The sequence below is a fragment of the Aureimonas sp. AU20 genome (assembly GCF_001442755.1).
Lineage (GTDB): Bacteria > Pseudomonadota > Alphaproteobacteria > Rhizobiales > Rhizobiaceae > Aureimonas.
This window is the reverse complement of record NZ_CP006370.1, coordinates 109,004-132,328: the sequence shown is the minus strand read 5'-3', so window position 1 is coordinate 132,328 and position 23,325 is coordinate 109,004. Positions and strand designations below refer to the sequence as shown.

Sequence of the window (23,325 nt, the reverse complement as noted above, 5' to 3'; positions counted from 1 at the left end):
GCGGTGGCGCGCCGGCCGACCCGCCCGAAATCCGACCCATCAGGAGCGCGTCATGGCCCTTGACGAAGCGCCCGCCAGCTCGAGCCCTCGAAGGGCGGCCCCCAGCGCCGGTCTCCTTCTGACCAACGAGTTCGGCCTCATCGTTCTCATCCTCCTCTTCGGTGCCGGTTTCGCGGCGCTTGCGGGCGGATTCCTGTCGCCCTTCAACCTCTTCACGCTGGGGCGCACGGTGGCGGTCAGCATCGTCATTGGCTTGTCGATGATGGCGGTGATCGCGACGGGAGGCTTGAACCTCGCGGTCGGCGCCATCGGCGTCTGCGCGGCCATGGCTTGCGGTTACGCCATCGAGGTGCTGGGCATGCCCTGGCCGCTCGGCGTCGTCGCCGGGCTCGCCGTCGGCGCGGCGCTCGGCTGGGTCAACGGCTGGATGGTGGTTCGCACGGGCCTGCACAGCTTCATCATCACGCTCGCGACGATGAGCATCTTCTTCGGCGCGATGATCTTTCTGACGCGCGCCGAATCCTACCGCGCGCTGCCCGCCGCCTTCACCACGATCGGCCGGGCCAAGATCGGCGGCGTCGTCTCGCCGCTGCTTCTCGTCACGCTCGTCGTCATGCTGGCGCTCGTCTATCTCTATCGCTTCACCGCGCTCGGCCGCGAAATGCTGGCCGCCGGCGCGCGGCCCGAGGCAGCCGAGCTTTCCGGCATCCGGGTCGATCGCATCTTTATCCTCTGCCACGTCCTGTCCGGCTTTCTGGCGGCGGTGGCGGCGGTCATGATGGTGGCGCGCAACGGCGCGGCCATTCCCTCCATGGCCGGGCAGCTCGGCCAGGATTGGCTCCTGCCGGCCTTTCTCGGCCCCGTGCTCGGCGGCACGCTTCTGAACGGCGGCAAGGTCTCGGTGCTCGGCACGGCGCTCGGCGCGCTGCTCGTCGCCCTTCTGACCAACGGTCTCCTGCTGCTGCAGCTCGGCGAGTTCTGGATCCAGTCCTTTCTCGGCCTGCTCCTGCTTCTGGCGGTGCTGATCGACAAGTCGCGCCGGTCGTTCCTGGCCCGGAGGAATCTCGCATGAGCCTCACCACACGAGCGCCCGCCGCCTCCGACAGCCTGACGACGCGCCTTCTGCGAAACGACTGGTTCGGCCCCTTCTCGGTCACTGTCGTCGCCATGACGGTCGCCGGAATCCTGTCGCCCTCGTTCCTTTCGCCGCTGAATCTCGAGGTTCTGGCGCTGGCGATCGCGGTCAACACGCTGATCGCCTTCTCGCAGATGATCATCATCGCGATCGGCCAGATGAACCTTTCGGTCGGCGCCATCGGCGGCCTGGCCGCCATCACCTTCGCCGGATTGATGCAGGGCTTCGGCCTGCCCGCTCCGGTGGCCGCCGTGGCAGCGCTCGCGCTGGGCGTCGCCTGCGGCATGCTGAACGGGCTCTTCATCGTCTGGACGGGCATTTCGGCCTTCGTCATCACGCTGGCCAGCCTTTCGATCTTCAAGGGCATCAATCTCGGCATCACCCGCGCCGAACCCTTCTACGGCATCGCCGACAGCGTGAAGGCCTTCGGGCAGGCGCAGGTTCTGGGGCCGCTGCCCTGGCTCGCGGTGCCGACGATCCTCGTCGCCATCGGCCTTTGGTACATGCTCTCGCGCATGCCGATCGGCCGCTTCATCCTGGCGGTCGGCGGCAATTCCCATGCGGCCGAACTGTCCGGCGTCTCGGTCGGCATGACGGTGGTCTTCGCCCACGCCCTGTCGGGGTTCCTGGCGAGTCTCGCCGGCATCCTTCTCGTGGCGCGGCTTCAGATCGGTCAGCCGACGATCGGCGACGACTGGCTGATCCTCTCCTTCGCCGCCCCGGTGATCGGCGGCGCGGTTCTGGCCGGCGGGCATGTCAGCGTCGCCGCGACCCTCTTCGGCGTCGCCGTGGTCGCCATCATCACGCAGCTTCTGGTGCTGTTCAACATCGATCCCTTCCTGGTGCAGATCGTGCTCGGCACGATGATCCTGGCGGCGGTCGGGCTCAACCGCCTGCGCGAGGCCCGTCTCGCGGCGGGCCGAAACGGAGCATGACGATGACCGCCATTTTCGAAGCGCGCGGCGTCGAGAAGTCCTTTCCCGGCGTGAAGGCCCTGAAGGGCGTCTCCCTGACGCTGGAGAGCCATTCCATCCACGCCCTTCTCGGCGAGAACGGCGCGGGCAAGTCGACGCTCATCAAGATCGTGACCGGCGTCCACCGTCCGGACGCGGGCACGCTCGCCCTCGAAGGCAAGCCGGTCTCGTTCAGCAATCCGCGCGAGGCGATCGCGCATCGGATCGGTGTGGTGCATCAGGAGCGCAACCTGATCCCGCGCTTTTCCGTGGCCGAGAACATTCATCTCGAACAGATCGCGGGATTTCTGGTGAAGCCGGTTGACTATGCCGCGCTGAACGAGCAGGCCGCGCGCTGGCTGGAAATGCTGGGCCTCGACATCGACCCCCGGACGCCGGTCTCGCGCCTCAGCGTCGCGCAGATGCAGATGGTCGAGATCGCGAAAGCGCTGTCGCTGCGCTCCAAGGTCCTGCTGCTGGACGAGCCGACGGCCTCGCTCACCTCCAACGAGACCGACCGGCTCTTCACCTTCCTCAAGCGCCTGCGCGATCAGGGCGCGAGCCTCCTCTTCGTCAGCCACAAGCTGGAGGAGGTGCAGGAGATCTGCGACCGCGTCACGGTTCTGCGCGACGGCGAGAACGCATCGCAAAGCCGCTCGATGGAAGGGCTCGGCCGCCAGGACCTCGTTCGCATGATGATCGGCCGGGCCGAAAGCGGCGCGTCGCGCGGCTTCGCGGCGCCCGTCGAGACGTCCCAGCCGCCGGCCCTTCGCCTTTCCGGCGTCGCGACGGCGCTGGGGCATCGCGACATCGACCTTGATGTTCGGGCGGGCGAGATCGTCGGCCTCTATGGCCTCGTCGGCGCGGGCCGCACGGAGCTGGCCCGCTGCATCATGGGCCAGTCCACCATCACGGCCGGAACGGTGGAAGTCGCCGGCGAAGCCGTGACGATCCGCAATGTTGCCGAGGCGATCCACCGCCACCGGATCGGCTATGTCAGCGAGGACCGCAAGGGCAACGGCCTCGTTCTCGCCCATTCCGTTCTCGACAACGCGGGCATCGCCGTGTGGCGCCCGCTCTCGGGGCTCTTCGGCTTCCTGACGGACGGGCGCGTGCGCCGCGCCGTCCAGCCCTTCATCTCCAAGCTGGAGGTGAAGACGCCGAGCCTGTCGCAGACGGTCGGCAACCTGTCCGGCGGCAATCAGCAGAAGATCAGCGTCGCCAAGTGGTTGGCGGCGGGGGTGAAGATCCTGATCGTGGACGAGCCTTCCGTCGGTATCGACATCAAGACCAAGGCCTATCTCCACGATCTTCTTCGCGAATTGGCCGATGCGGGCACGGCGGTGATCGTGATCACCAGCGACATGCCGGAGATGATCTCGCTCGCCGACCGCATCCTCGTCATGGACGGCTACCGGCTGCGCGGCGAAATCCGCAACGACGGCGTCTACGAGCACATGAGCGAGGCGATCATGGGCTTCATCCATCGCGCCGAGGCCGATGGCACGCACCATGGCGTGGCGGCGGAATAGGCGGGGATTGCCAGCGGAGGAGGAGAGCCGCGTCGCTGCAAGCATTGTGGGGTGTGTTGGCCGGTTCTCGGCGTATTTTCAGTCTTTCGAAACGCCGCAAGTTTTTGGAGGGCAGCGCTTGATGAGCGTGTCGTCTGAACGCCTTCCAGAAGACCTGCCCGCCCGCTGCTGACTTCGTGGACGCGCTTCACCGCCCCGCCGGACAACAGTCTTGGTCGGTGTCCCGCGTTTGAAGAACAACCGTTTGCAACACTCCGAAGGCCGCGTGGTTCGGGAGCAGGCAGGCTCGCAAGCGTCTCTCCACAAACCCCATCCCATCAGCCGGCTGCCTGCGTTCTCAGCGCTGAAGCCGCTCCCCAAACCCCGCCTCACGGCTTGAACTCCGAACCTTCCGTCCAGAATTGACAGGAGACAGATCGTCGTGACAAATGTCAAAAGTCGGTGACGGCGCTGGCTGGATGACGGGAGGGAGACCCGCTCCGGCCGCACAGGCGGTCCGCATCGGCCATGGGGAGGGTGCGACATGGGTTCCGGTGTCGATCGGCAGGGACTGGCGCTGGCCGGCTTGAACGTCGCCGTGCTGGCGGCGGGCGCGGTGCTGGCCGGGGCCAATTTCACCGACAGCTACAATCTCCAGTCCATGGCCGCGCAGGTTCCCGAACTCGGCCTTCTCGCGCTCGGCGTCATGCTGGCCATGAGCTCGGGCAATGGCGGCATCGACCTTTCGGGCATCGCGCTCGCCAATCTCGCCGGCATCACCGCCTTTCTCCTGGCCGGCGGGCTCGTCTCGGCCGAGGAGGCGCCGCTTCTCTTTTCCTTCGTCTTCGCCGCCTTCGCGCTCGTCGTCGGCTTGATCGGCGGGCTCGCCAACGGGCTGCTGATCGCCCACGCCAAGCTGACGCCGCTGATCGCGACGCTCGGCACCCAGCTTCTCTTCACCGGCTGCGCGGTGTTCCTGACCAATGGCTCGGCCATCAGCCTCGGTTACATCCCGCCGCTCGACGATTTCGGCAATTCGCCGGTGCTCGGCGTGCCGCTCTGCTTCGCGCTGTTCCTCCTGGTGGCGGGCGTTCTCGGCTTCGTCCTCCGGTTCACGCCCTTCGGCCTGAAGCTCATGCTGCTCGGCAGCAACGCCAAGGCCGCGCGCTACGGCGGCATCGCCGAGAACCGCATGATCACGCTGACCTACACGATCAGCGGCGTTCTTTCGGCGATTGCCGGCATCGTCATCGCCTCGCGCAACGCCTCGGTGAAATGGGACTATGGCGGCTCCTACGTCCTGATCGCGGTGCTGATCGCCGTGATGGGCGGGGTGAAGCCGGAAGGCGGCTACGGCAAGGTGAGCTGCGTGCTTCTCGCGGCGACGGCGCTGCAGATCCTGTCCAGCCTTTTCAACTTCATGGACATTTCGAACTTCTTCCGCGACCTCGCCTGGGGGGTGCTGCTTCTGGCGCTCCTGGCCTCGGCGCGGCTCGATTTCGGCCTTTGGCTGCGGCCCAGGGCCTGACGACACTCCGCGCGCCGGCTCGGGAGGAGCGGGCGACGCGGTGCGACGACTTCGACCATCTTGAGGGAGGATTTCATGAGCGCGATCTCGAAACTCTGCACATGCGCGGCCCTTGCCGCGACGCTCGCCGCCGGCACGGCGCTGGCAGCGGACAAGCCGACCATCACGACGGTGGTGAAGGTCACCGGCGAAAACTGGTTCATCCGCATGAACGAGGGCGTGAAGGCCTACGGGGCCGACCATCCCGGCGTGGCCGCCAGCCAGATCGGCCCGGCCAAGGCGGACGCCGCCCAGCAGTCCCGCATCATCGAGGACCTCGTCGCCAAGAACGTCTCGGCTATCGCCGTGGTGCCGATGGACCCGACGGCATTGGAGGGCGTCCTTCGCCGCGCCGGCCAGCGCGGCATCAAGGTCATCACCCACGAGGGCGACAGCCTGGTCAACACGGCGGTCGATATCGAGGCCTTCGACAACAAGGCCTTCGGCGCGCGGATCAACGAAAAGCTCGCCGCCTGCATGGGCCAGAGCGGCAAGTGGACGAGCTTCGTCGGTTCGCTCGGCAGCCTGACGCACAATCAGTGGGTCGATGCCGGCGCGGAGAACGCCAAGAAATATCCCGGCATGGAGCTGGTGGCGGCGAAGAACGAATCCTTCAACGACGCCAACCGCGCCTATGAGAAAGCCAAGGAAATTCTGCGCCGTTACCCCGACATCAAGGGCTTCCAGGGCTCCTCGGCCATCGACGTGATCGGCATCGGCCGCGCGGTGGAGGAAGCCGGGCTGCAGGACAAGACCTGCGTCTACGGCCTCGGCCTGCCCAAGGACACCGGCCCCTATCTCGAAAGCGGCGCGGTGGACGAGATCTTCTTCTGGGATCCGAAGGACGCCGGCTATGTCATGAACGTCGTCGCCAACATGGTGCTCGACGGCAAGGAGATCACCGACGGCATGGATCTCGGCGTGCCTGGCTACGACAAGGTCTCCGTCACCAAGGGCGCAGGTAAGGGCGTGATCGTGCAGGGCCAGGCCTGGGTGGACGTCGACAAGTCGAGCTACAAGAACTACCCGTTCTGATACCGGCTCTGAAGCGCTTTGGGCAGGCTCTTCGCCTGCCCGGCGCCATCGCGAGCTTGGCCCGCGCCCTCCAGGGGCGCCGGCCTTTTCGGCCTGCGAGCCGAACGCTTCCGGGCCGAACGCGGTCAAGGCCCAGCCCAATTCCCTCAGGAATGTCACCACGATGCAGGTCGATGCGTCCTTGCCGCCCCGCGCGGCGCCGCTTCTCGAAATCCGAAAGGTGCGAAAGTCCTTCGGCGGCGTCCATGCTTTGAAGGAGGTCGATCTCACGATCGAGGCCGGGCGCGTCTACCACCTCATGGGCGAGAACGGCTGCGGCAAGAGCACGCTGATCAAGATCATCTCCGGCGCGCAGACCGCCGATAGCGGCCAGATCCTGATCGACGGCGAGCCGACCGGCGAGCGCGCGGGCGATCTCGGCACGATCGGCGCGCTGAAGGCCGGGATCGAAACCGTCTATCAGGACCTCTCCCTCTTGCCCAATCTCTCCGTTGCCGAGAATGTCGCGCTGACCGGCCAGCTCGTCGCCGCCTCCGGCCGTCTGGCGCGCCGGCTCGACGTTGCCGCTCTTCACGAGACGGCCCGCCGGGCGTTGGAAAAGGTGCATCTCCCGACGACCCGCGCCTTCCTGACCCGGCGCACCGACACGCTGCCGCTCGCCACGCGCCAGCTCGTCGCCATCGCGCGCGGCATCGCGGCCGAGGCGCGCCTCGTCATCATGGACGAGCCGACCACCTCGCTGACGCGCCAGGAGGTCGAGAACCTTCTGGCCGTCGTGGAGCGGCTGCGGGCGGGGGGCGTCGCCGTTCTCTTCGTCACCCACAAGCTCGACGAGTGCAAGGCGATCGGCGGGCGGGCCATCATCCTGCGCGACGGGCTGAAGGTCGGCGAGCTCGATGTGGCCCAAACCACCAAGTCCGAATTCGCGGCATTGATGACGGGCCGGGAGATCAGCGAGGCGCGCTATCGCACCGATCCCAAGCTCGGCGCGCCGCTGCTCGAGGTCGAGGGTCTCGGCGCGGCGGGCTTTCGCGATCTCTCCTTCGGCATCCGGCGCGGCGAAATCCTCGGTTTTACCGGCCTGATGGACTCCGGGCGCAACGAGCTGGCGCTGGCGCTGGCCGGCGTCGCGCCCGCCACGCAAGGCTCGATCCGGCTGGACGGCCAGCCGATCCACCCGCGAACGCCTTCGGAGGCGATCGCTGCCGGCATCGGCTACGTGCCGGAGGACCGCCTGACCGAGGGCCTGTTTCTGGAAAAGCCGATCCAGGACAATATCGTGCTGCCCGTGCTGGACCGGCTGCGCGGCGCCTTCGGCATGGTCAGCGCCCGGCGCGCGCGGCGGCTGGCGGAGGCGAGCGTCGCCGATCTTCAGGTGGCGACGCCTGACGTTTCGCGCCGCGTCCAGTCGCTGTCGGGCGGCAACCAGCAGCGGGTGCTGATCGGGCGCTGGCTCACCATCGAGCCGCGTCTTCTCATCCTGCACGGGCCGACCGTGGGCGTCGATGTCGGCTCCAAGGACACGATCTTCCGCATCATCCAGCGCCTCGCCGACGGCGGCATGGCCGTGCTCATCATCAGCGACGACCTGCCCGAGCTCCTGCAGAACTGCGACCGGATCATGGTCATGCGCCAGGGCGCGATCGTCGCCGAGCGGGCCGCCGAGGCGTTCAGCGAAGACGCGATCTACCAGGCGATGGCCGGCACCGGGAAAGGCCCTTCTCTATGACCGACACGCTGTCCGCCCCCACCGCCGCGCGCTCCGGGCTCGGCGCGCGCCTGCGCGACCAGATGATCCGGCGGCCGGAGCTCTTCACGCTGGCGCTCGTCGTCCTCACCTGCCTCGTCGTGGTCGCCGCCAATCCCGACTTCCTGCAGATGAACAATCTCTTCGACATCCTGCGCGCCTCGGTGGTGCGCGGCCTCTTCGCCATGGGGGTGCTGGTGGTCCTGGCGGCAGGCGGCATCGACGTGTCGTTTACCGCCATCGCCGCCTTCGTCATGTATGCGCTGACCATGCTGGTGGTGGATGTCGTGCCGGGCATGCCCATGCCCGTCATCCTCGTTCTGGCCGCGCTCGGCGGGGCGGCGTTCGGCGCCGTGAACGGCGTTCTCGTCCACAAGCTGCAGGCGCCCTCGCTGATCGTGACGATCGGCACGCAATACATCATCCGCAGCTTCCTGCTGACCTTCGTCGGGACGGCGCTGTTCATGAACATTCCGACGGCGATGGACGCATTCGGCAAGGCGCCGCTCTATACCCATGTCGGGGCGAACGGCGCGGTTTCGATCCTGCCGGCGACCGTCTTGGTTCTCGTCGGCGCGGCTATCCTCACCTGGTTCATCCTGGAGCGCACCTTGATCGGGCGCGCGGTCTTCGCGGTGGGCGGCAATCCCGCGATCGCCGAACGGCTCGGCTTCAATCTCTTCCGCGTGCGCCTCTTCGTCTTCGCCTATGCCGGGCTGCTGGCGGGGGTCGCCGGCGTCGTCCACGTGTCCAGCAACCGGCTCGCCAATCCGTTCGATCTCGCCGGCATGGAGCTGGAGGTGATCGCCGCCGTGGTGCTGGGCGGGGCGCGCATCACCGGCGGGTCCGGCAGCGTCGTCGGCACCCTGCTCGGCGTCCTCCTCATCACGCTGGTGAGCAACGTCCTGATCTTCGTCGGCATTCCCAGCACGCTGCAACTCGCCATCGTCGGCGCCTTCATCCTCATCGCCGGCACGATCTTCACCCTCGGCCAGCGCGGCTGAGCGCACTGAGACTTCCCTCCACCCTTGCTTGGACCCACGTTTTCATGACCCACGACGCCTCGGTGATCGGCCTCTACATTCTCGACGTGCTCGGCCGACCGGTCGACGCCATCCCGCCCGGCGGGCAGGTGGACTTCATCGAGGAAATCCGCCTCACCGTCGCGGGAACGGCGGGCGGAACCGTGGTGGATCTGGCCAAGCTCGGGCTGAACTGCCTCGCCGTCGGGGCCGTGGGGGAGGACGAGAAGGCCGACTTCGTGCTGGCGATGCTGCAACGCTTCGGCGTCGATACCGCTGAGATGCAGCGCCTATCTGGCGTGCCGACCTCGGCCACCATCCTCAACATCCGCCGCGACGGCTCACGCCCTGCGCTGCATGCGCGCGGCGCCTCCGACCATTTCGAGGTCGCCGACGCGGCGCTCGACGCCGTGCTGGCGCCGCCCATCGTCCATCTCGGCGGCACGGGCCTCCTGGGCAAGCTCGACGGCGAGCCGAGCCGCCGCCTGCTGGCGGAGGCCAAGCGGCGCGGGCGCACCGTGACCTTCGATCTCCTCGGCGCCAACGAGGGCACGCTCGCGCTGATCGAGCCGCTTCTGCCGCATATCGACTATTTCATGCCCTCGATCGAAGAGGCGCAGGCGATCTCGGGCGTGTCCGACACTCGCGGCGCGGGCCGCTTCTTCTTGGATCGCGGCGTGAAGCACTGCGTCTTCACGCTGGGCGGGGAGGGGGTCTCGTTCATGGCGGCCTCCGGCGAGGCGGTGACCCGCCCGGCCTTCGCGATCGATGTCGTGGACACGACCGGTTGCGGCGACGCGTTCGACGCGGGCTTCATCGCCGCCCTGCATCACCGGATGGACTTGGCCACCGCGCTCGACTTCGCCCAGGCCTCCGCCGCCCTGGTAGCGACGGGCCTTGGCTCGGACGCCGGCATCCGCTCTTTTGCGGAGACGCTTGCCTTCATGAACGAGACGCCTCGGCATGCCGTCGCCTGATGCTGCGAGGTGAGGGCGTAAAGGTGCGGCTCGTTCAGCGTACCGCCCAGTCCTCCCGCTGAGCGAGAACGGTCGCCGCTTTTAGCGATGGCAAGCAGCCTCGGCTCGGACGCGAGCATTGCCTTCGACAGGCGGTGCGCCAAGCCACGAGACCTTTCAGTGAGGAGGGCGCCTGAAACCCGTCGGACCATGACGGCGTTCGCCAAGCCCCGACCGATGCCACCCCTCAGCGGAGACGCGCCACCAAGATCAGTGCCGCCAGCCCCAGCCTTCCGCCAGATCGAGGCAGGCGCGCCAGGATTCGACGCCGCCCGTCGTGCCGACATCGCGCAGCGAGGCTGCCGCGGAAGCGTGCGCAAGGCTAAGGGACTCGGACACCGGCCAGCTCTCGTGCAAGCCGTAGACGAAGCCGGCGGCAAAGGCGTCGCCCGCGCCGTTGGCGCCCATCACCGCCGCCTGCGGCACGCTGACGGAGGGCCGGTGCGTCACCGTTCCGTCCCGCTCGAAGGCGAGGGCGCCGAGCGGAAAGTGGATGGCGAGCACCTGCATGGACCCTTGTTCCATCACGCGCGCCCCGGCCCGCTGGCAGGCCTCCACATCCGTCGCCCCATTGCACGTCGTCGCCGTGCCGGTGATCGCGCCGACCTCGAAATCGTTGATGACGAGGAGGTCGAGCGCCCTGAGGCAGGGCTCCACGATGGCGCGCAGGCGCGCTGGCGCGATCTGCAGAAGCTCCAGATTGGTCTGGAGCCCGGCCCGGCGCGCCGCTTTCAGGACATGCAGCCAGCCGTTGGCCTCGCCGCCCCAGGGCCCATCCATCTTCTCGTGAATGCCGGGCAGGCCGAGATGGAGGATGCGCGCCGAGGAGCCGGCGAAGTCGAAATGCTCTGGCGAGAGCAGCGCGCTCGTGCCCTGGTGGAAGAGATGCGTGCGCCGCCCGCTGGAGCGCACGCTGTAGGCGTCGGTGAAGTTGGTGCGCCCGCCCGGCACGACATGGAGCCCGGCGACGCCGATGCCCGCCGCCTCGGCCTGCGCCCGCAGGACGGCGCCGTCCGCGTCGTCCCCCACCACGCCGATCGTGTCCACCGGCATGGCGGGGTCGAGCCGGCGGATGTCGATCCCGAAATTGCAGGCCGAGCCGCCGCCTTCCACACCCTCGGACAGGATCTCGACGACCATGTCCTCCTCCGGCCAGCGCTCCACCAGCTTGTTGTGGTCCGCGCACCAGGTTCCGGCCGTCAGGAACCCCCGTCTTGCCGTCTCCATTCCGCCTCAGGCTCCCATCTTGAGCGAGGGGTCGGTGATCTCGAGGTCCTCTTCCAGAGACTTCTTGGAGCGAATGCCCTTCTTGCCGAGGATGTCGTGATAGCGCTTTGTCGCCTCCTCGGACGAGACGTCCTCCTCGATCACCAGGCGCATGTGCCGGACGATCTCCTCGCAATCCTCCGCGAAGAAGATCTTGCGGCCGAAGAGCGCGACGCGCGCGCCGTATTTCTCGGCCTGCTTCACCATCTCCAGCGTGTCGCGCGTGGTGGACGAGGCCCCGCCCAGGATGCCGACGATGAGATGGCCGGGGTCGTAGGAGGCGAGTTCTTCCGTCGCGCGCGGCCCGTTGTAGACGACCTTCAGGAACTCCGGCCGATCCAGCGAGGACACGCCGGCGAGGCACCTTGCGATCGCGTCGTTGTTGTAGGTGGCGAAGTCCGAGCCCGCCGTCTTCACCTCGAACTGCGGATTGAAGACTTCGAGGAAGTGCCTGACGCCCGCCGCCGTCGCCTCGTCGCGAAACGCAGCATAGGCGTCCAGCGAGCGCCGGTCCTGGTCGAGATCGTTGAAGAAGGTGAGGGCGTAGAGGCCGAGATCGGACACCGGCTTCACGCGGTCGAGCCGCGCGGTGCGGAAGGGCACGGTCGGCAGGTGCTTGTAGTTGGCGCCGCGCCAATGCCAGATGTCGCTGCCGTCGTTGAGCCGCACCGCCGGGGTCACGTCCGATCCGTCGTAGACGCCCTTCTTCGTCAGCACCTCGGCCGAGGAGAGCGAGGTCAGCATGATGTCGATGAGGCCGGAGGCCACCATGCGCTCCATGCCGTCGCGGTACACCTGAAGCGGGCGCATGCGCCCGGTCGGCTTGCCGTCCGCGCCGAAGTCCGGCCCGGCCGTCCCGGTGCCCAGCGCCATGTCGCCGTCCTTGGCGTCGGCGATGATGAAATCTTTCGGGGAATACTGGCCCGAGCGGATGCGGGCGAGCTTGTGGTCCATGCGCTTGGCGGCGAACATTGCGTGCCTTTCTGATCGAGAAGGGGAAGCCGGCCGTCAGGCGGCGAGGGCTTCCGGGGGAGGAACCGCCGCGCCCGTCATGAAGGCGACGACGTCGGACATGGTGAAGTCGCGCGGCCGGATCACCGCGAGCCGGCGGCCGAGCCGGTGGATGTGGATGCGATCCGCCACCTCGAAAATGTGCGGCATGTTGTGGGACACGAGAACCACCGGCAGGCCGCGCCGCTTCACGTCGAGGATGAGGTCGAGCACGCGCCGGCTTTCCTTGACGCCGAGCGCGGCGGTCGGCTCGTCCATGATCACGACGCGCCCGCCGAAGGCGCAGGCCCGCGCCACGGCGACCCCCTGCCGCTGGCCGCCCGACAGGGTCTCCACCTTCTGGTGGATGTCCTGAACCGTGGTGAGGCCGAGCCCGGCGAGCTGGCGCCGCGCTTCCGCTTCCATATGGGCGAGATCGAGATGGCCGAAGAGCCGGCCCGCCAGACCCTTCTGGCGCACCTCGCGGCCGAGAAACAGGTTCTCGGCTATCGACAGGGCGGGCGAAAGCGCAAGGTTCTGGAACACGCTTTCGATGCCCGCGCGCCGCGCGTCCATGGGCGTGCGGAAGGACACGGGCTCGCCGTCGATCAGAATGCGCCCGGTGTCCGGCCGAACCGCACCGGCGAGGGCTCGGATCATGGTGGACTTGCCGGCGCCGTTGTCGCCGATCACCGCCAGGATCTCGTCCCGCTTCAGGTCGAAATCCACCCCGTCCATCGCGACCACGCGGCCATAGCGTTTGCGAAGCCCCTCGGCCTGGAGAACGAAGGCGCTCATGCCGACACCCGCCGGATCCACTGGTCGAGGCCGACCGCGACGATGATGAGAAGACCGACGGTGAATTCCTGCCAGAGCGCATCGAGCCCGGCGAGTGCCAGCCCGTTGCGGAAGACGCCGACGATCAAGGCCCCGACCAGGGTTCCGACGATCGAGCCGCGCCCGCCGAAGAGCGAGGTTCCGCCGATCACCACGGCGGTGATGGAGTCGAGATTGGCCGAACCGCCCGAGGTCGGGCTGATGGCCCCGATGCGCCCGATCAGCACCCAGGCGGCGATGGCGCAGATGAGGCCCGACAGCGCGTAGACGGACAGAAGCGTGCGCTTGGCGTCGATGCCGGAGAGCCGCGCCGCCTCCGCGTCGTCGCCCACGGCATAGACATGGCGGCCGAAGGCGGTGCGGTTCAGCATGTACCAGACGGCCGCCGCGACCAGAAGCATGACGAGCGTTCCGGCGGTGAAGCGCGCCCCGCCGAGCGAGGTCGCCGCGCCCATCCATTGCAGAAGCGGCGCCTCGGCGGCCACGACCTGCGAGCGGATGGTCTGGCTGCCGGAATAATAGAGGAACAGGGCGCCGAAGACGCTCCATGTGCCGAGCGTGACGATGAAGGGCGGCAGTCTGAGATAGGTGACGAGCACGCCGTTGATCGCGCCGCAGCCGAGGCCCACCAGCAGCGCCGCCGCGAAGGCCGCCTCCTGCGGCAGCCCCGCCGAGACGGCGAGATGCCCCATGACGATGGTGCACAGGATCATGATCGCGCCGACCGACAGATCGATGCCGGCGGTGAGGATCACCAGCGTCTGCGCCACGCCCAGAACCGCGATGATCGTCACCTGCTGGAGGATCAGCGACAGGTTGAAGGGCTGGAAGAAGCGCGCGCCGACGATGAGGCTGAACACCGCGAGGCCCAGGGCCAGAACCACGAAGGGCACGATCGTGGGGTAGCGGTGGAGCAAATGCTGCAGCCGGCGGAGCGGCGAGCGCCGCCCCTCCTCGAACTGCGCGAACCCGTCGCCGGAGGCGCCGGCGACGGAAGAACCCTCGGAAGCGGTCATCGCTGGGGTCTCCTGGAACGGGGGAAAGGAGCCGGGCGGCCGTCGAGGGGGCCGCCCGGCCGCCGGTCTGCGCCTTGGTCGCTGGGAGCCGGGCAAGGCGCGCCGGCAGGGCGAAGGCGGCGGGATGCTGATGGACGTGCGATATCCGATGGATCGCGCGGGAGCGGAGACGCCAGACGGCTCAGCTCGGATTCAGAGCGTGAAGGTCTGGCCCCCGCGCTGGAGCAGCGACCGGGGTCCGCGTTCGCGGCCCCGACGGGGCGCCCCCGGTCAGCCCGCCAAATTCGGGCCTCTCGGGCGAACGCTTCAGTCCGATGGTCGGGAGCGGCGCCGGGCGCTCCTTGGCGGGAGCGTGGTGCCCGGCGCGCTCAGGCCGATCTCAGCCCCAGCACTTCTTCAGCGCTTCGGCGGAGGTGATGGACTCGATCCCCGACACCGGCTTGTCGGTGACGAGCGTCACGCCCGTGTTGAAGAAGTCGAGACCCGGCGTCGGCTCGGGTTTCTTGCCCGACTTCTTGAACTCGACGATCGCCTCGACGCCCTTGGAGGCCATGAGGAGGGGGTACTGCATGGAGGTAGCGCCGATCACGCCGGCCTTCACGTTCTCGACGCCGGGGCATCCGCCGTCCACGGAGGTGATGAGAACGCCGCTTTCCTTGCCGGCCGCCTTCAGCGCCTCGTAGGCGCCCGCCGCCGTCGGCTCGTTGATGGTGTAGACGACCGAGAGGTCGGGCTCCTTCTGGAGCAGGGTTTCCATGCCCGTGCGCCCGCCCTCTTCCGAACCGTTGCCCCAGAAATGGCCAACGATGCGCTTGTCGTCCTCGTCGAGGTAGCGGCTGGGGTCCTTCACGTCGATGCCGAAGCCCTTCATGAAGCCCTGGTCGCGCGCGACGTCCACGGTCGGCTGGCTTTCGATCGCGTCGAGAAAGGCGACCTTGGCTGTGCTTGGGTCCTTCACCGTCTTGGCGGCCCATTGGCCGATCAGCTCGCCCGCCTTCACGTTGTCGGTGGCGAAGGTCGCGTCGGCGGCGTTGGCGGGGTCGAGCGGTGTGTCGAGCGCGATCACCAGGATGCCGGCTTGGCGCGCCTGTTCCACCACGGGTGTGATCGCCTTGGTGTCGCTGGCGGCGAGCAGGATGCCGCTGACGCCCGACGAAATGAGGTTCTCGATCGCGGTGACCTGCGTGTCGTTGTCGCCGTCGAACTTGCCGGCGAAGCTCTGCAGCTCGACGCCGAGTTCCTTGGCCTTGGCCTCCGCGCCTTCCTTCATCTTGGCGAAGAACGGGTTGGCGTCGGTCTTGGTGACGATGCCGATCTTGATCGGGTCCGCCGCGCTGGCGCCTGCTGTCAGGCCGAGCCCGATCAGCGCCGCGCCGGCCAGGAGCGCGCCCAGGCGACGCGTGGAGAATGCGTTGGAAGATTGCGCGTTCGAAGAATGCACCGAGTTTCCCTCCCAGGAAGCGGAGGCCGCACGAGGCCGCGGGGCCGGATGCGACGCCCTGACCTGCCCTTGTCCGGCGGGCAGACTGCCGACTGCTCATAGTGCGGGATCGCCCGCCGCTCGCGGGCGCCGCTGTATCGTTTCCCCGGCGGCGATGGATCTCGCCGCTCATGGCCGGGCCGTTCTGGAAGGCCGGGCTCGTTGTGCCGGCGTTGGTTCGCCGGCTGGTATGACGAGATCGTAGGGCCGTGCGGCCCGATCTGGCAAGCGCCTTTTGTCTAAAAAAAGACAAAAGCATGGTGCGGCGCACGCGGGCTGGTGGAACGCAGGCGAGCCGTGCCTATTTCTCCGGTTCGGCGGAATGGTTCGCCGGCCCCGTCTCGCGAGTCGATCCCTGAGCCTTGCCCTTCCCCCAGCCGAGCCTGCTCTTTCCGCGCTGATGGCGGCGGCGTCCGTGCTCGCGCAGATCGTTGCCTCGGGCGAGGGCGTGTCGCGCGCGGCGCTGGGTCAGGCGACCAACCTGTCGCGCATGACGCTGGCGCAGCGGCTTCTGGCGCTCCAGACCGCCGGCCTCGTGCGCGAGGGGGACAGCGCGGTGCCGAGCGGCGGGCGGCCGACGCGTCTTCTGGCGCTCGACCCCACCGGCGCCGTGCTGCTGACGGCGGACATGGGCGAAACGCATATGCGCCTCGCCGTCACCGACCTTGCCCCTGCCGTACTGCGGCAGGAACTCGTGCCCTTTCGCATCGCGGACGGGCCGGAAGCCGCGATGGAGCGGCTGGCCATGGGCTTCGGGCGGCTCCTGTCGGATCTCGGCGGGCGCCGCTTCGTGGCCGCGCTCGGGCTCAGCCTGCCAGCACCAGTGGACCACCGGCTCGGCCGCGTCTACGGCCCCTCGATCCTGGAAGGCTGGGACGATTTTCCCTTGGGGGACTGGCTCCGCGCACGTTATGGCGCGCCCGTGGCCGTGGAGAACGACGTCAATCTCATGGCGATCTTCGAGCATCGCCGCCTTGCACCGCGCCCGGACGATTTCCTGTTCGTGAAGATGGGGACCGGCATCGGCTCGGGCATCGTCGCCAACGGGCGGCTGCAGCGCGGGGCGCGCGGCGCCTCGGGCGATATCGGCCATATGCAGTTTCTGGAGCCGGGCGCGCCGCTTTGCCGCTGCGGCAAGCGCGGCTGCTTCGAGGCGCGGGCGGCAGGCTGGGCCCTGGCGCGCGACCTGTCAAACCAGGGCCTGCCGGCACGCAACGCGCGTGACGTGATCGCCCTGTTCGAGGCCGGCCAGCCGGAGGCGCAGGCGCTGATCCTGGCCGCCGGGCGGGCGGCGGGCGAGGCGCTCGGCCATGCCGTGGCGTTGCTCAACCCGGAGCGGATCGTGATCGGAGGTACGCTCGCCCATGCCGGCGAGGCGCTGGTCGCGCCGATCCGCGAGGTGCTGCGCCTGCGCTGCCTGCCCTTGGCGACGGCCGACCTCGCCGTCTCGGCCGCCCCGCCGGTGGACGAGGCCTGCCTGATCGGCGCGGCCCATTGCGCGCGCGAACTCGCCTTCGGCCCGGAGGGCACGGAGGCGTTTCTCCTGCGCTACCGCGTTTGGTTGGAGGCGGCCTGAGGGCCGAGCCGCCCTCCAGCCGGTCCGCTGGCGGCGGAGCGATGCCGGCAGGCGTGCCCCTGAGGTCAGCCTTCGAGGAACAGCGTCTCCAGCGAGGGGTAGAGCTCCGGCGAGGCGGCGATCAGCACATTGCCGTTCCACAGCCCGTCGCCGGCCAGGAAGTCGCTCGAGCGCCCGCCGGCCGCCTCGATCACCGCCAGCGCGCCGAGGCAGTCCCAGGCGTTGATATGCGGCTCGACATAGCCGACCAGCCGACCCGCCGCGAGATAGGCCAACGACAAAGCGCCCGACCCGTCGCGGTAGAACATGCCGCCGGCCTTCAGCAGCCGCTCGAAGGCGGGAAGAAAGCGCTCCGGCGGCAGGCGGGTGGAATAGCCGGCGGCCACCAGCCCTTCCCTGACGGACGCGGCGCTCTTTACCCGGATCGGGCGCCCGTTGAGCGTCGCCGGATGCCCGTCACCGCCGGTGAACAGCTCCTCGCGCGCCGGCGCATAGACGAAGCCCATGCGGTTGCGCCCGCCTTGCACGAAGGCGATCGAGACGCACCAGCTCGACATTCCGCTGACGAAGGGCTGCGTGCCGTCGATGGGATCGACCACCCAGATGCCCTGTTCGCCGCCGAACTCGGTGCGCCCGGTTTCCTCACCGAGAAACGCGTCCTCCGGAAAGGCCTGCGCGATGCGCTCGCGGATCATGGTCTCGACGTCGAGATCGGCCTCGCTCGCCATGTCCTGCAGGCCCTTGGAGCGCACGGTCAGGCTGTCGAGCCGGCGGAAATAGGTCAGCGCGAGCGCGCCGGCCTCGCGCACCAGCGCTTCGGCGAAGCGGAAACGCGCGTCGAGTTCGGAAGGCGTCATGAAAGATCCAAGTCCGTTTGCGGGAGAAGGGAGGGGAAGGCTCAACCGTCCTTCCAGAGCCAGGCGGCGCCGCGCACGCCGCTGGAATCGCCGTGCCGCGACTTCACGATCGGCGTATGGAAGACGGTGGAGAACGTGTAGCGCGCGATCAGCGGGGAGAGATCGTCGTAGAGTTCGGGCACGTTGGACATGCCCCCGCCCATCACGAAGATGTCGGGGTCGAGCGCGTTGACCACGACCGACAGGCCGCGCGCCACGCGGTCGACATAGCGGCTCCAGAGAAGGCCCGCGAGCCTGTCGCCGCCGCGCTTCATCTCCATGATCTCGGCGGCTTTGCGCTCCGTGCCGGTGTGAAGGGCGAACTCCGCCTCGAAGGCGCGGCCCGAGACCCAGGTTTCCAGGCAGCCATGCTTGCCGCAATAGCAGGGACGGCCGGTCAGCTCCGACTGGTTGGGAAAGGGCAGGGGATTGTGACCCCACTCGCCGCCCGAATTGTTGGGCCCGTGATGGGCGCGCCCGCCCACGGCGATGCCCGCGCCCGCGCCGCTGCCGAGGATCACCGCGAAGACGACATTGTGCCCCGCGCCGGCCCCGTCCACCGCTTCCGACGCGGCGAGACAGTCGGCGTCGTTCTCGACGCGCACCTCGCGGCCCAGCCGCTCCACGAGGTCGGTTTCCACCGGGCGGCCGAGAAGCCAGGTGGAACTCGCGCCCTTGCCGAGGCGGGACTTGGGCTCCAGCGAGCCGGGAATGCCGATGCCGATCGTGCCCCGGCCCCCGGTCTTGGCCTCCATGTCCGCGATGATGGAGCCGATCATGTCGATGCAGCCGAAATAGTCGTGGCGCGGGGTGTCGCGCCGCTCGCGCGCCAGCTCCGTCCCGTCCGGCAGAAGGGCGATGCCCTCGATCTTGGTGCCGCCCCAGTCGATGCCGATCAGCATGCGCGTGTCCCGCCTCCCCCTTGCCTTGCCGGGCCTCACTGGATGCCGCGCCCCTCCCAAGGCGCGGCGCGAGACCCGATTCGCCGACGCGAGCCTATGCGAGCCGCCGCGCCGGGGAAAGCGTGGCGTCTGTCTGTTTGCGCGCTTGGAGTGGGTGCAAGTCCTTCTCGCGAGAGATCGCGTCCGCTCGCGGAAAACCGGTCGCGCGCCGGCCGTGCGGATGCTTAGATGCGGGCAACCGATGCCGGGAGGAAAGCGCATCGGCGCGCGCCGGCCGCTCCATGGGGGCGGGGCCGCAGCTTGCCTGGGAGGAAGAATGACCACGATCGGCCTCGGCGTTGTCGGCTGCGGCAACATCGCCATGACCTATATGCGCAACGCCAAGCTCTTCGGCGGCGTCGAGCTGCGGGGCTGCGCGGACCTGTCGGCCGACATGGCCGCGACGCGCGCCCGCGAATACGGCGTTCGCGCCATGACCCTGGACGAGCTCTACGCCGCGCCCGAGATCGACATCGTTCTCAACCTGACCATCCCCGCCGCGCATTTCGATGTGACGATGTCGGCGCTCTCGGCCGGAAAGCATGTCTTCACCGAGAAGCCGCTCGGCGTGACGGCGGCGGAGGGGCGGCGCATCGTGGCGGAGGCGCGCGAGCGCGGCCTGAAGCTCGGCTCGGCGCCCGATACGTTTCTGGGCGCGGCCGGGCGGCGCGCGCGGCGGTTGATGGACGAGGGGGCGATCGGCAAGCCGGTGGCCGGAACGGCCTTCATGTTCGGCCGGGGCATGGAGCACTGGCACCCCAATCCGCAATTCTACTACCAGCCCGGCGCCGGGCCGATGCTCGACATGGGTCCCTATTACCTCACCATGCTGGTGAACCTTCTCGGGCCTGTGCGCCGGGTCATGGCGCTGACCTCGATGGGAGAGGCCGAGCGCCTGATTACAGCCGAGGGGCCGTTCCAGAACACGCGCTTTGCCGTCGGCACGCCGACGACGGTGCTGACGCTCCTGGAGTTTTCGTCGGGCGCGCAGGTCACCTTCGGCACGTCCTGGGACGTGTTCCGCCATTCCAACCACCCGATCGAGCTGCACGGAACGCAGGGCTCGCTCCGCCTGCCGGACCCCGACACGTTCGGCGGCACGGTGTCGCTCTCCGAGCGCGGGGCCGCGTGGCGCGACTTCCCGAGCGAGGGCGAACTCTACGGCGCCATCAATTGGCCCTTCGCGGCGCCGGAACGGGCGAACTACCGGATGCTCGGCGTCTGCGACCTCGCTCGCTCCATCGCGACGGGGCAGGCGCCGCGCGCGTCCGGCGATCTGGCGCTCCATGTTCTCGAAGTGATGGAGGCGGCGCTTCGATCCGGCGAGACGGGCGAGGCCGTGCACATCGAGGGCACGGTCGCGCAGCCCGCGCCGCTCGGCGAGGCCGAGGCGCGCTCGCTGCTGGCGCCCGAGGCCGAAGCCGCATGAGCGCGCTCGATCCCGGCGCGGCGCGCGTTCTGGACTTGGGGCGCGAGTCCGGCGGCAAGCCCTTCGAGGAGGGGACGGCCGCCGAGGCGCGCGTGGCCTATCGCCGGTCCTATCTCGCCCTGCAGGGCGAGAAGGAGCCCGTAGGCGCGGTGGAGGAGCGCGTGATCGAGGGGCTGCGCGGGCCGATCGCGGCTCGGCTCTACCGCGGCGCGGGTGCGCCGACGACGGGCGCGCCGGGGCTTCTGTATTGCCATGGCGGCGGCTGGGTGATCGGCGATCTCGACTCGCATGACGATATCTGCCGCTGGTTCGCCAACCGTATCGGCGGCGTCGTCCTCTGCCCGGACTATCGCCTCGCGCCCGAACATCCCTTTCCGGCCGGGCTGGAGGATGCGGCGGCAGCTCTGCGTTTCTTGGGTGCGTCTGCCGAGGCACTGGGTCTCGACCCCGCGCGCCTTGCCGTCGCGGGAGACAGCGCTGGCGGAAATCTCGCTGCCGTGCTGGCGCTGATGAGCGGCCGGGACGGGCTGCCGACGCTCGCCGCGCAGCTGCTGATCTATCCCAACACCGACGCGCGGCAGGGATCGGCCAGCATGCGGCGCTACGGCGAGGGTTTCGGCCTCACTGCCCGCACCATGGCGTGGTTTCGCGACCAGTATGTCGGCGGCGACGCCCATCTTGCCTCGGACTGGCGCGTGTCGCCGCTCCTGGCGCCTGAACTTGCGGGCGCGCCGCCGGCCTTCGTGGCGCTGGCGGGGCTCGACATTCTGTTGGACGAGGGCGCAGCCTATGCCGAGCGGTTGCGCGAGGCCGGCGTGCCGCTGCGCCTCGCGCACTGGCCGGACCAGATCCACGGCTTCGTCTCCGCCGGGCGCTTCATTCCGCAGGCTCGCGAGGCGGTGGACCAGGCGGTGGCCGCCTGGCGCGAATTCGAGACGCGCTGACGGCGCGCGTCAGGCCAGGGGGTGGCGTGCGAGATGGGGCAGCGCCGCCTCCGATCCGTCGAAGACATGGCAGGCCGCGGCGTCGATCGACAGCCGCACGGCGGCATGGGCCGGGGTCGGGTTGTTGCCGTCGAGCTGCACGACGGCCGTGCCGCCGTCCGTCAGATCGACATGCAGCACGGTCATGTTGCCGAGCCGCTCGGCCACCAGCGTCGTGCCGCTCAACTCGCCCTCCGTGGAGAGATGCAGATGCTCGGGCCGCACGCCGAGCGTGACCGCCTCGCCGACCGTCACCCCCCGCCCGTCCACCGGCACCAGAAGCTCGGCGCCCGACGCGAGGCGAAGGCGCAGCCCGTTTCCGGCCACCGCCGCGACGCGGGCGGGCATCGTGTTCATCTTGGGCGAGCCGATGAAGCCGGCGACGAAGAGGTTGCGCGGATGGTGATAGAGGTCGAGCGGCGTGCCGACCTGCTCGATCCGCCCGGCGCTGAGAACGACGATCTTGTCGGCCATGGTCATGGCCTCGGTCTGGTCGTGCGTGACATAGATCATGGTGGCGTCGAGCCGCTCGTGCAGGCGCATGAGTTCCAGCCGCATCTGGACGCGCAGCGCCGCGTCGAGATTGGACAGGGGCTCGTCGAACAGGAAGATCTTCGGGCTTCGCACGATGGCGCGCCCGATCGCGACGCGCTGGCGCTGTCCGCCTGAAAGCTCGCGCGGGCGCCGCTCCAGAAGCGGCCCGAGCTGCAGCACCTCGCCGGCCATGCGCACCTTTTCCTCCCGTTCGGCCCGGCCGAGCCCGGCGAGCTTGAGCGCGAAACCCATGTTCTCGGCCACGGTCATGTGCGGGTAAAGCGCGTAGGACTGGAACACCATGGCCAGCCCTCTGTCGGACGGGCCGATTTCGTTCATTCGCTGGCCGTCGATGCGGATTTCGCCGCCGCTGATCTTCTCCAACCCCGCGATCATGCGCAGCAGCGTGGACTTGCCGCAGCCGGACGGGCCGACGAAGACCACGAATTCGCGGTCCTCCACATCGAGGTCGACACCCTTGATAGCCTCGAAGGCGCCATATCGCTTGCGAACGTCCTGAAGGTGCAGCGTCGCCATTCGTCCGGCCTCCCGATTTCAGGTTTCAGGCGCCGTAGCGGCGCATCGTCTCGCGATTGGCGGCGACCGCCGCTTCGGGCGCGGCGCCGGCCTCCTCCGACTCCTCCTCCAGCACCAGCCAGCCGCTGAAACGCGGCGCGCCGCGCACCGCCTCGATCACCGCCGGCGTGTCGCAGACGCCCTTGCCGAGCATCGCCCACTCTCCGGCTCCGTCCACGTCCTTGAGGTGGACGTAGCGGATGCGGTCGCGATGGGCGCGCAGCGTGTCCAAGAGATCGTCGTGGCCGCGCAGAATATGGCCGGTGTCGGGCACCCAGCCGACCCGCTCGGGGTCGAGAAGCGAGAAGATCGTGTCGTAGTCCGCCCGGTCGAACAAAAGCGTGTTGTGATGCGAGCTGGGATGCACCGCGACCTCGACGCCCGCGCCGTGCCCTAGTTCGGCCGCGCGGTTGTAGATCTCGGCGGCGACGCGGAACTTCTCCTCGCGCGGCCCGTCGCTCATGATCGTCGCCGACCCCATGGAAAGAACCGCGCCGGGAAAGCGGGCGGTGAAATCGAGCCAGCGGCGCGCCGCTTCCAGATCGCTCTCCACCTCGTTCAGCTCGGTGAAGCCGCTGGGCGAGCCGATGGCGAAGGCGACGAGCGCGAGCCCGAGATCGTCCAGCGCGCGGGCGAACTCGTCGGGTTTGCCGGCGTAGAAGCCGATCATCTTGTCGGTGATCTCGATGCCGGCATAGCCGGCGCCGGCCACCGCGCGCAGAAGATCGTCCGGCCCTCCCCGGAAGCCTTCGCCCAGCATTTCCCAGGTGAAGGTCTGGCAGCCCAGCTTGATGGATCGATCCGGCATGATGCTC

General features: G+C 68.7%; 20 protein-coding genes. 11 read left to right on the top strand and 9 right to left on the bottom strand.

Annotated elements, in window-relative coordinates:
• Positions 1-52: 52 nt before the first annotated feature.
• The 8 genes from M673_RS21640 (at position 53) to M673_RS21605 (ending at position 9,947) form a co-directional block, all read left to right on the top strand.
• Positions 53-1,072 carry an ABC transporter permease gene (locus M673_RS21640; protein WP_061978804.1) on the top strand — a complete coding sequence of 340 codons (1,020 nt, stop codon included), beginning with the start codon at positions 53-55 and terminating at the stop codon, positions 1,070-1,072.
• The gene (locus M673_RS21635) at positions 1,069-2,070 is read left to right on the top strand and encodes an ABC transporter permease (RefSeq protein ID WP_061978803.1); all 1,002 of its coding nucleotides are present in this window, start codon (positions 1,069-1,071) and stop codon (positions 2,068-2,070) included. Before M673_RS21640 ends, M673_RS21635 begins: the two co-directional genes overlap by 4 nt.
• Complete coding sequence (locus M673_RS21630) at positions 2,067-3,620, top strand: sugar ABC transporter ATP-binding protein (RefSeq protein WP_061978802.1); 1,554 nt, start codon at positions 2,067-2,069, stop codon at positions 3,618-3,620. Before M673_RS21635 ends, M673_RS21630 begins: the two co-directional genes overlap by 4 nt.
• Positions 3,621-4,143: 523 nt before the next feature.
• Positions 4,144-5,127, top strand: a complete 984-nt coding sequence (locus tag M673_RS21625; protein WP_061978801.1) for an ABC transporter permease — start codon at positions 4,144-4,146, stop codon at positions 5,125-5,127.
• 75 nt (positions 5,128-5,202) lie between these two features.
• On the top strand, positions 5,203-6,201 hold the full coding sequence (locus M673_RS21620) for a substrate-binding domain-containing protein (protein ID WP_061978800.1): 999 nt from the start codon (positions 5,203-5,205) through the stop codon (positions 6,199-6,201).
• Between the two features lie 163 nt (positions 6,202-6,364).
• A complete protein-coding gene (locus M673_RS21615; RefSeq protein WP_061978799.1) occupies positions 6,365-7,930 on the top strand; it encodes a sugar ABC transporter ATP-binding protein in 1,566 nt (521 codons plus the stop codon).
• The gene (locus M673_RS21610; RefSeq protein ID WP_061978798.1) at positions 7,927-8,952 is read left to right on the top strand and encodes an ABC transporter permease; all 1,026 of its coding nucleotides are present in this window, start codon (positions 7,927-7,929) and stop codon (positions 8,950-8,952) included. The genes M673_RS21615 and M673_RS21610 overlap by 4 nt, the downstream gene beginning before the upstream one ends.
• A gap of 44 nt (positions 8,953-8,996) precedes the next feature.
• A complete protein-coding gene (locus tag M673_RS21605) occupies positions 8,997-9,947 on the top strand; it encodes a carbohydrate kinase family protein (protein WP_061978797.1) in 951 nt (316 codons plus the stop codon).
• A gap of 249 nt (positions 9,948-10,196) precedes the next feature.
• Here the strand turns inward: M673_RS21605 and M673_RS21600 are convergent, their stop codons facing one another.
• The 5 genes from M673_RS21600 to M673_RS21580 all read right to left on the bottom strand — a co-directional run bounded on the left by M673_RS21600 (position 10,197) and on the right by M673_RS21580 (position 15,488).
• Positions 10,197-11,213 (bottom strand): carbohydrate kinase family protein, encoded by a 1,017-nt coding sequence (locus M673_RS21600; RefSeq protein WP_061978796.1) that lies wholly within the window; start codon positions 11,211-11,213, stop codon positions 10,197-10,199.
• 6 nt (positions 11,214-11,219) lie between these two features.
• Positions 11,220-12,224, bottom strand: a complete 1,005-nt coding sequence (locus M673_RS21595) for a hypothetical protein (protein WP_061978795.1) — start codon at positions 12,222-12,224, stop codon at positions 11,220-11,222.
• Positions 12,225-12,260: 36 nt separating this feature from the next.
• Entirely contained in the window at positions 12,261-13,040 is a 780-nt protein-coding gene (locus M673_RS21590; RefSeq protein ID WP_061978794.1) for an ATP-binding cassette domain-containing protein, read from the bottom strand.
• Positions 13,037-14,095, bottom strand: coding sequence for an ABC transporter permease (locus M673_RS21585; protein ID WP_061978793.1), 1,059 nt, complete (start codon positions 14,093-14,095; stop codon positions 13,037-13,039). Before M673_RS21585 ends, M673_RS21590 begins: the two co-directional genes overlap by 4 nt.
• 379 nt (positions 14,096-14,474) lie before the next feature.
• Positions 14,475-15,488: a sugar ABC transporter substrate-binding protein gene (locus tag M673_RS21580; protein ID WP_061978966.1), complete on the bottom strand. Its 1,014-nt coding sequence runs from the start codon at positions 15,486-15,488 to the stop codon at positions 14,475-14,477.
• A 502-nt stretch (positions 15,489-15,990) separates the two neighbouring features.
• Here M673_RS21580 and M673_RS21575 point away from each other — a divergent pair.
• Positions 15,991-17,151, top strand: a complete 1,161-nt coding sequence (locus M673_RS21575; protein WP_187301367.1) for an ROK family protein — start codon at positions 15,991-15,993, stop codon at positions 17,149-17,151.
• Positions 17,152-17,216: 65 nt separating this feature from the next.
• Here the strand turns inward: M673_RS21575 and M673_RS21570 are convergent, their stop codons facing one another.
• Both M673_RS21570 and M673_RS21565 read right to left on the bottom strand, forming a co-directional pair.
• Positions 17,217-18,008: an inositol monophosphatase family protein gene (locus M673_RS21570; protein ID WP_082639990.1), complete on the bottom strand. Its 792-nt coding sequence runs from the start codon at positions 18,006-18,008 to the stop codon at positions 17,217-17,219.
• A gap of 41 nt (positions 18,009-18,049) precedes the next feature.
• Positions 18,050-18,949: an ROK family protein gene (locus tag M673_RS21565; protein ID WP_061978791.1), complete on the bottom strand. Its 900-nt coding sequence runs from the start codon at positions 18,947-18,949 to the stop codon at positions 18,050-18,052.
• Between the two features lie 316 nt (positions 18,950-19,265).
• Here M673_RS21565 and M673_RS21560 point away from each other — a divergent pair, with 316 nt between their 5' ends.
• The gene (locus M673_RS21560) at positions 19,266-20,417 is read left to right on the top strand and encodes a Gfo/Idh/MocA family protein (RefSeq protein ID WP_061978790.1); all 1,152 of its coding nucleotides are present in this window, start codon (positions 19,266-19,268) and stop codon (positions 20,415-20,417) included.
• Complete coding sequence (locus tag M673_RS21555; RefSeq protein ID WP_061978789.1) at positions 20,414-21,361, top strand: alpha/beta hydrolase; 948 nt, start codon at positions 20,414-20,416, stop codon at positions 21,359-21,361. The genes M673_RS21560 and M673_RS21555 overlap by 4 nt, the downstream gene beginning before the upstream one ends.
• 9 nt (positions 21,362-21,370) lie before the next feature.
• On the opposite strand, the gene M673_RS21550 is transcribed toward M673_RS21555, so the two are convergent.
• Positions 21,371-22,471, bottom strand: coding sequence for an ABC transporter ATP-binding protein (locus M673_RS21550; RefSeq protein ID WP_061978788.1), 1,101 nt, complete (start codon positions 22,469-22,471; stop codon positions 21,371-21,373).
• Positions 22,472-22,496: 25 nt separating this feature from the next.
• A complete protein-coding gene (locus tag M673_RS21545) occupies positions 22,497-23,318 on the bottom strand; it encodes a sugar phosphate isomerase/epimerase family protein (RefSeq protein ID WP_061978964.1) in 822 nt (273 codons plus the stop codon).
• Positions 23,319-23,325 lie beyond the last annotated feature (7 nt).

Excerpts from the sequence above, each read along its gene's own strand:
- M673_RS21640 (WP_061978804.1), top strand. The coding sequence starts at position 53 with ATGGCCCTTGACGAAGCGCCCGCCAGCTCGAGCCCTCGAAGGGCGGCC.
- M673_RS21635 (WP_061978803.1), top strand. The coding sequence starts at position 1,069 with ATGAGCCTCACCACACGAGCGCCCGCCGCCTCCGACAGCCTGACGACG.
- M673_RS21630 (WP_061978802.1), top strand. The coding sequence starts at position 2,067 with ATGACGATGACCGCCATTTTCGAAGCGCGCGGCGTCGAGAAGTCCTTT.
- M673_RS21625 (WP_061978801.1), top strand. The coding sequence starts at position 4,144 with ATGGGTTCCGGTGTCGATCGGCAGGGACTGGCGCTGGCCGGCTTGAAC.
- M673_RS21620 (WP_061978800.1), top strand. The coding sequence starts at position 5,203 with ATGAGCGCGATCTCGAAACTCTGCACATGCGCGGCCCTTGCCGCGACG.
- M673_RS21615 (WP_061978799.1), top strand. The coding sequence starts at position 6,365 with ATGCAGGTCGATGCGTCCTTGCCGCCCCGCGCGGCGCCGCTTCTCGAA.
- M673_RS21610 (WP_061978798.1), top strand. The coding sequence starts at position 7,927 with ATGACCGACACGCTGTCCGCCCCCACCGCCGCGCGCTCCGGGCTCGGC.
- M673_RS21605 (WP_061978797.1), top strand. The coding sequence starts at position 8,997 with ATGACCCACGACGCCTCGGTGATCGGCCTCTACATTCTCGACGTGCTC.
- M673_RS21600 (WP_061978796.1), bottom strand. The coding sequence starts at position 11,213 with ATGGAGACGGCAAGACGGGGGTTCCTGACGGCCGGAACCTGGTGCGCG.
- M673_RS21595 (WP_061978795.1), bottom strand. The coding sequence starts at position 12,224 with ATGTTCGCCGCCAAGCGCATGGACCACAAGCTCGCCCGCATCCGCTCG.
- M673_RS21590 (WP_061978794.1), bottom strand. The coding sequence starts at position 13,040 with ATGAGCGCCTTCGTTCTCCAGGCCGAGGGGCTTCGCAAACGCTATGGC.
- M673_RS21585 (WP_061978793.1), bottom strand. The coding sequence starts at position 14,095 with ATGACCGCTTCCGAGGGTTCTTCCGTCGCCGGCGCCTCCGGCGACGGG.
- M673_RS21570 (WP_082639990.1), bottom strand. The coding sequence starts at position 18,008 with ATGACGCCTTCCGAACTCGACGCGCGTTTCCGCTTCGCCGAAGCGCTG.
- M673_RS21565 (WP_061978791.1), bottom strand. The coding sequence starts at position 18,949 with ATGCTGATCGGCATCGACTGGGGCGGCACCAAGATCGAGGGCATCGCC.
- M673_RS21560 (WP_061978790.1), top strand. The coding sequence starts at position 19,266 with ATGACCACGATCGGCCTCGGCGTTGTCGGCTGCGGCAACATCGCCATG.
- M673_RS21555 (WP_061978789.1), top strand. The coding sequence starts at position 20,414 with ATGAGCGCGCTCGATCCCGGCGCGGCGCGCGTTCTGGACTTGGGGCGC.
- M673_RS21550 (WP_061978788.1), bottom strand. The coding sequence starts at position 22,471 with ATGGCGACGCTGCACCTTCAGGACGTTCGCAAGCGATATGGCGCCTTC.
- M673_RS21545 (WP_061978964.1), bottom strand. The coding sequence starts at position 23,318 with ATGCCGGATCGATCCATCAAGCTGGGCTGCCAGACCTTCACCTGGGAA.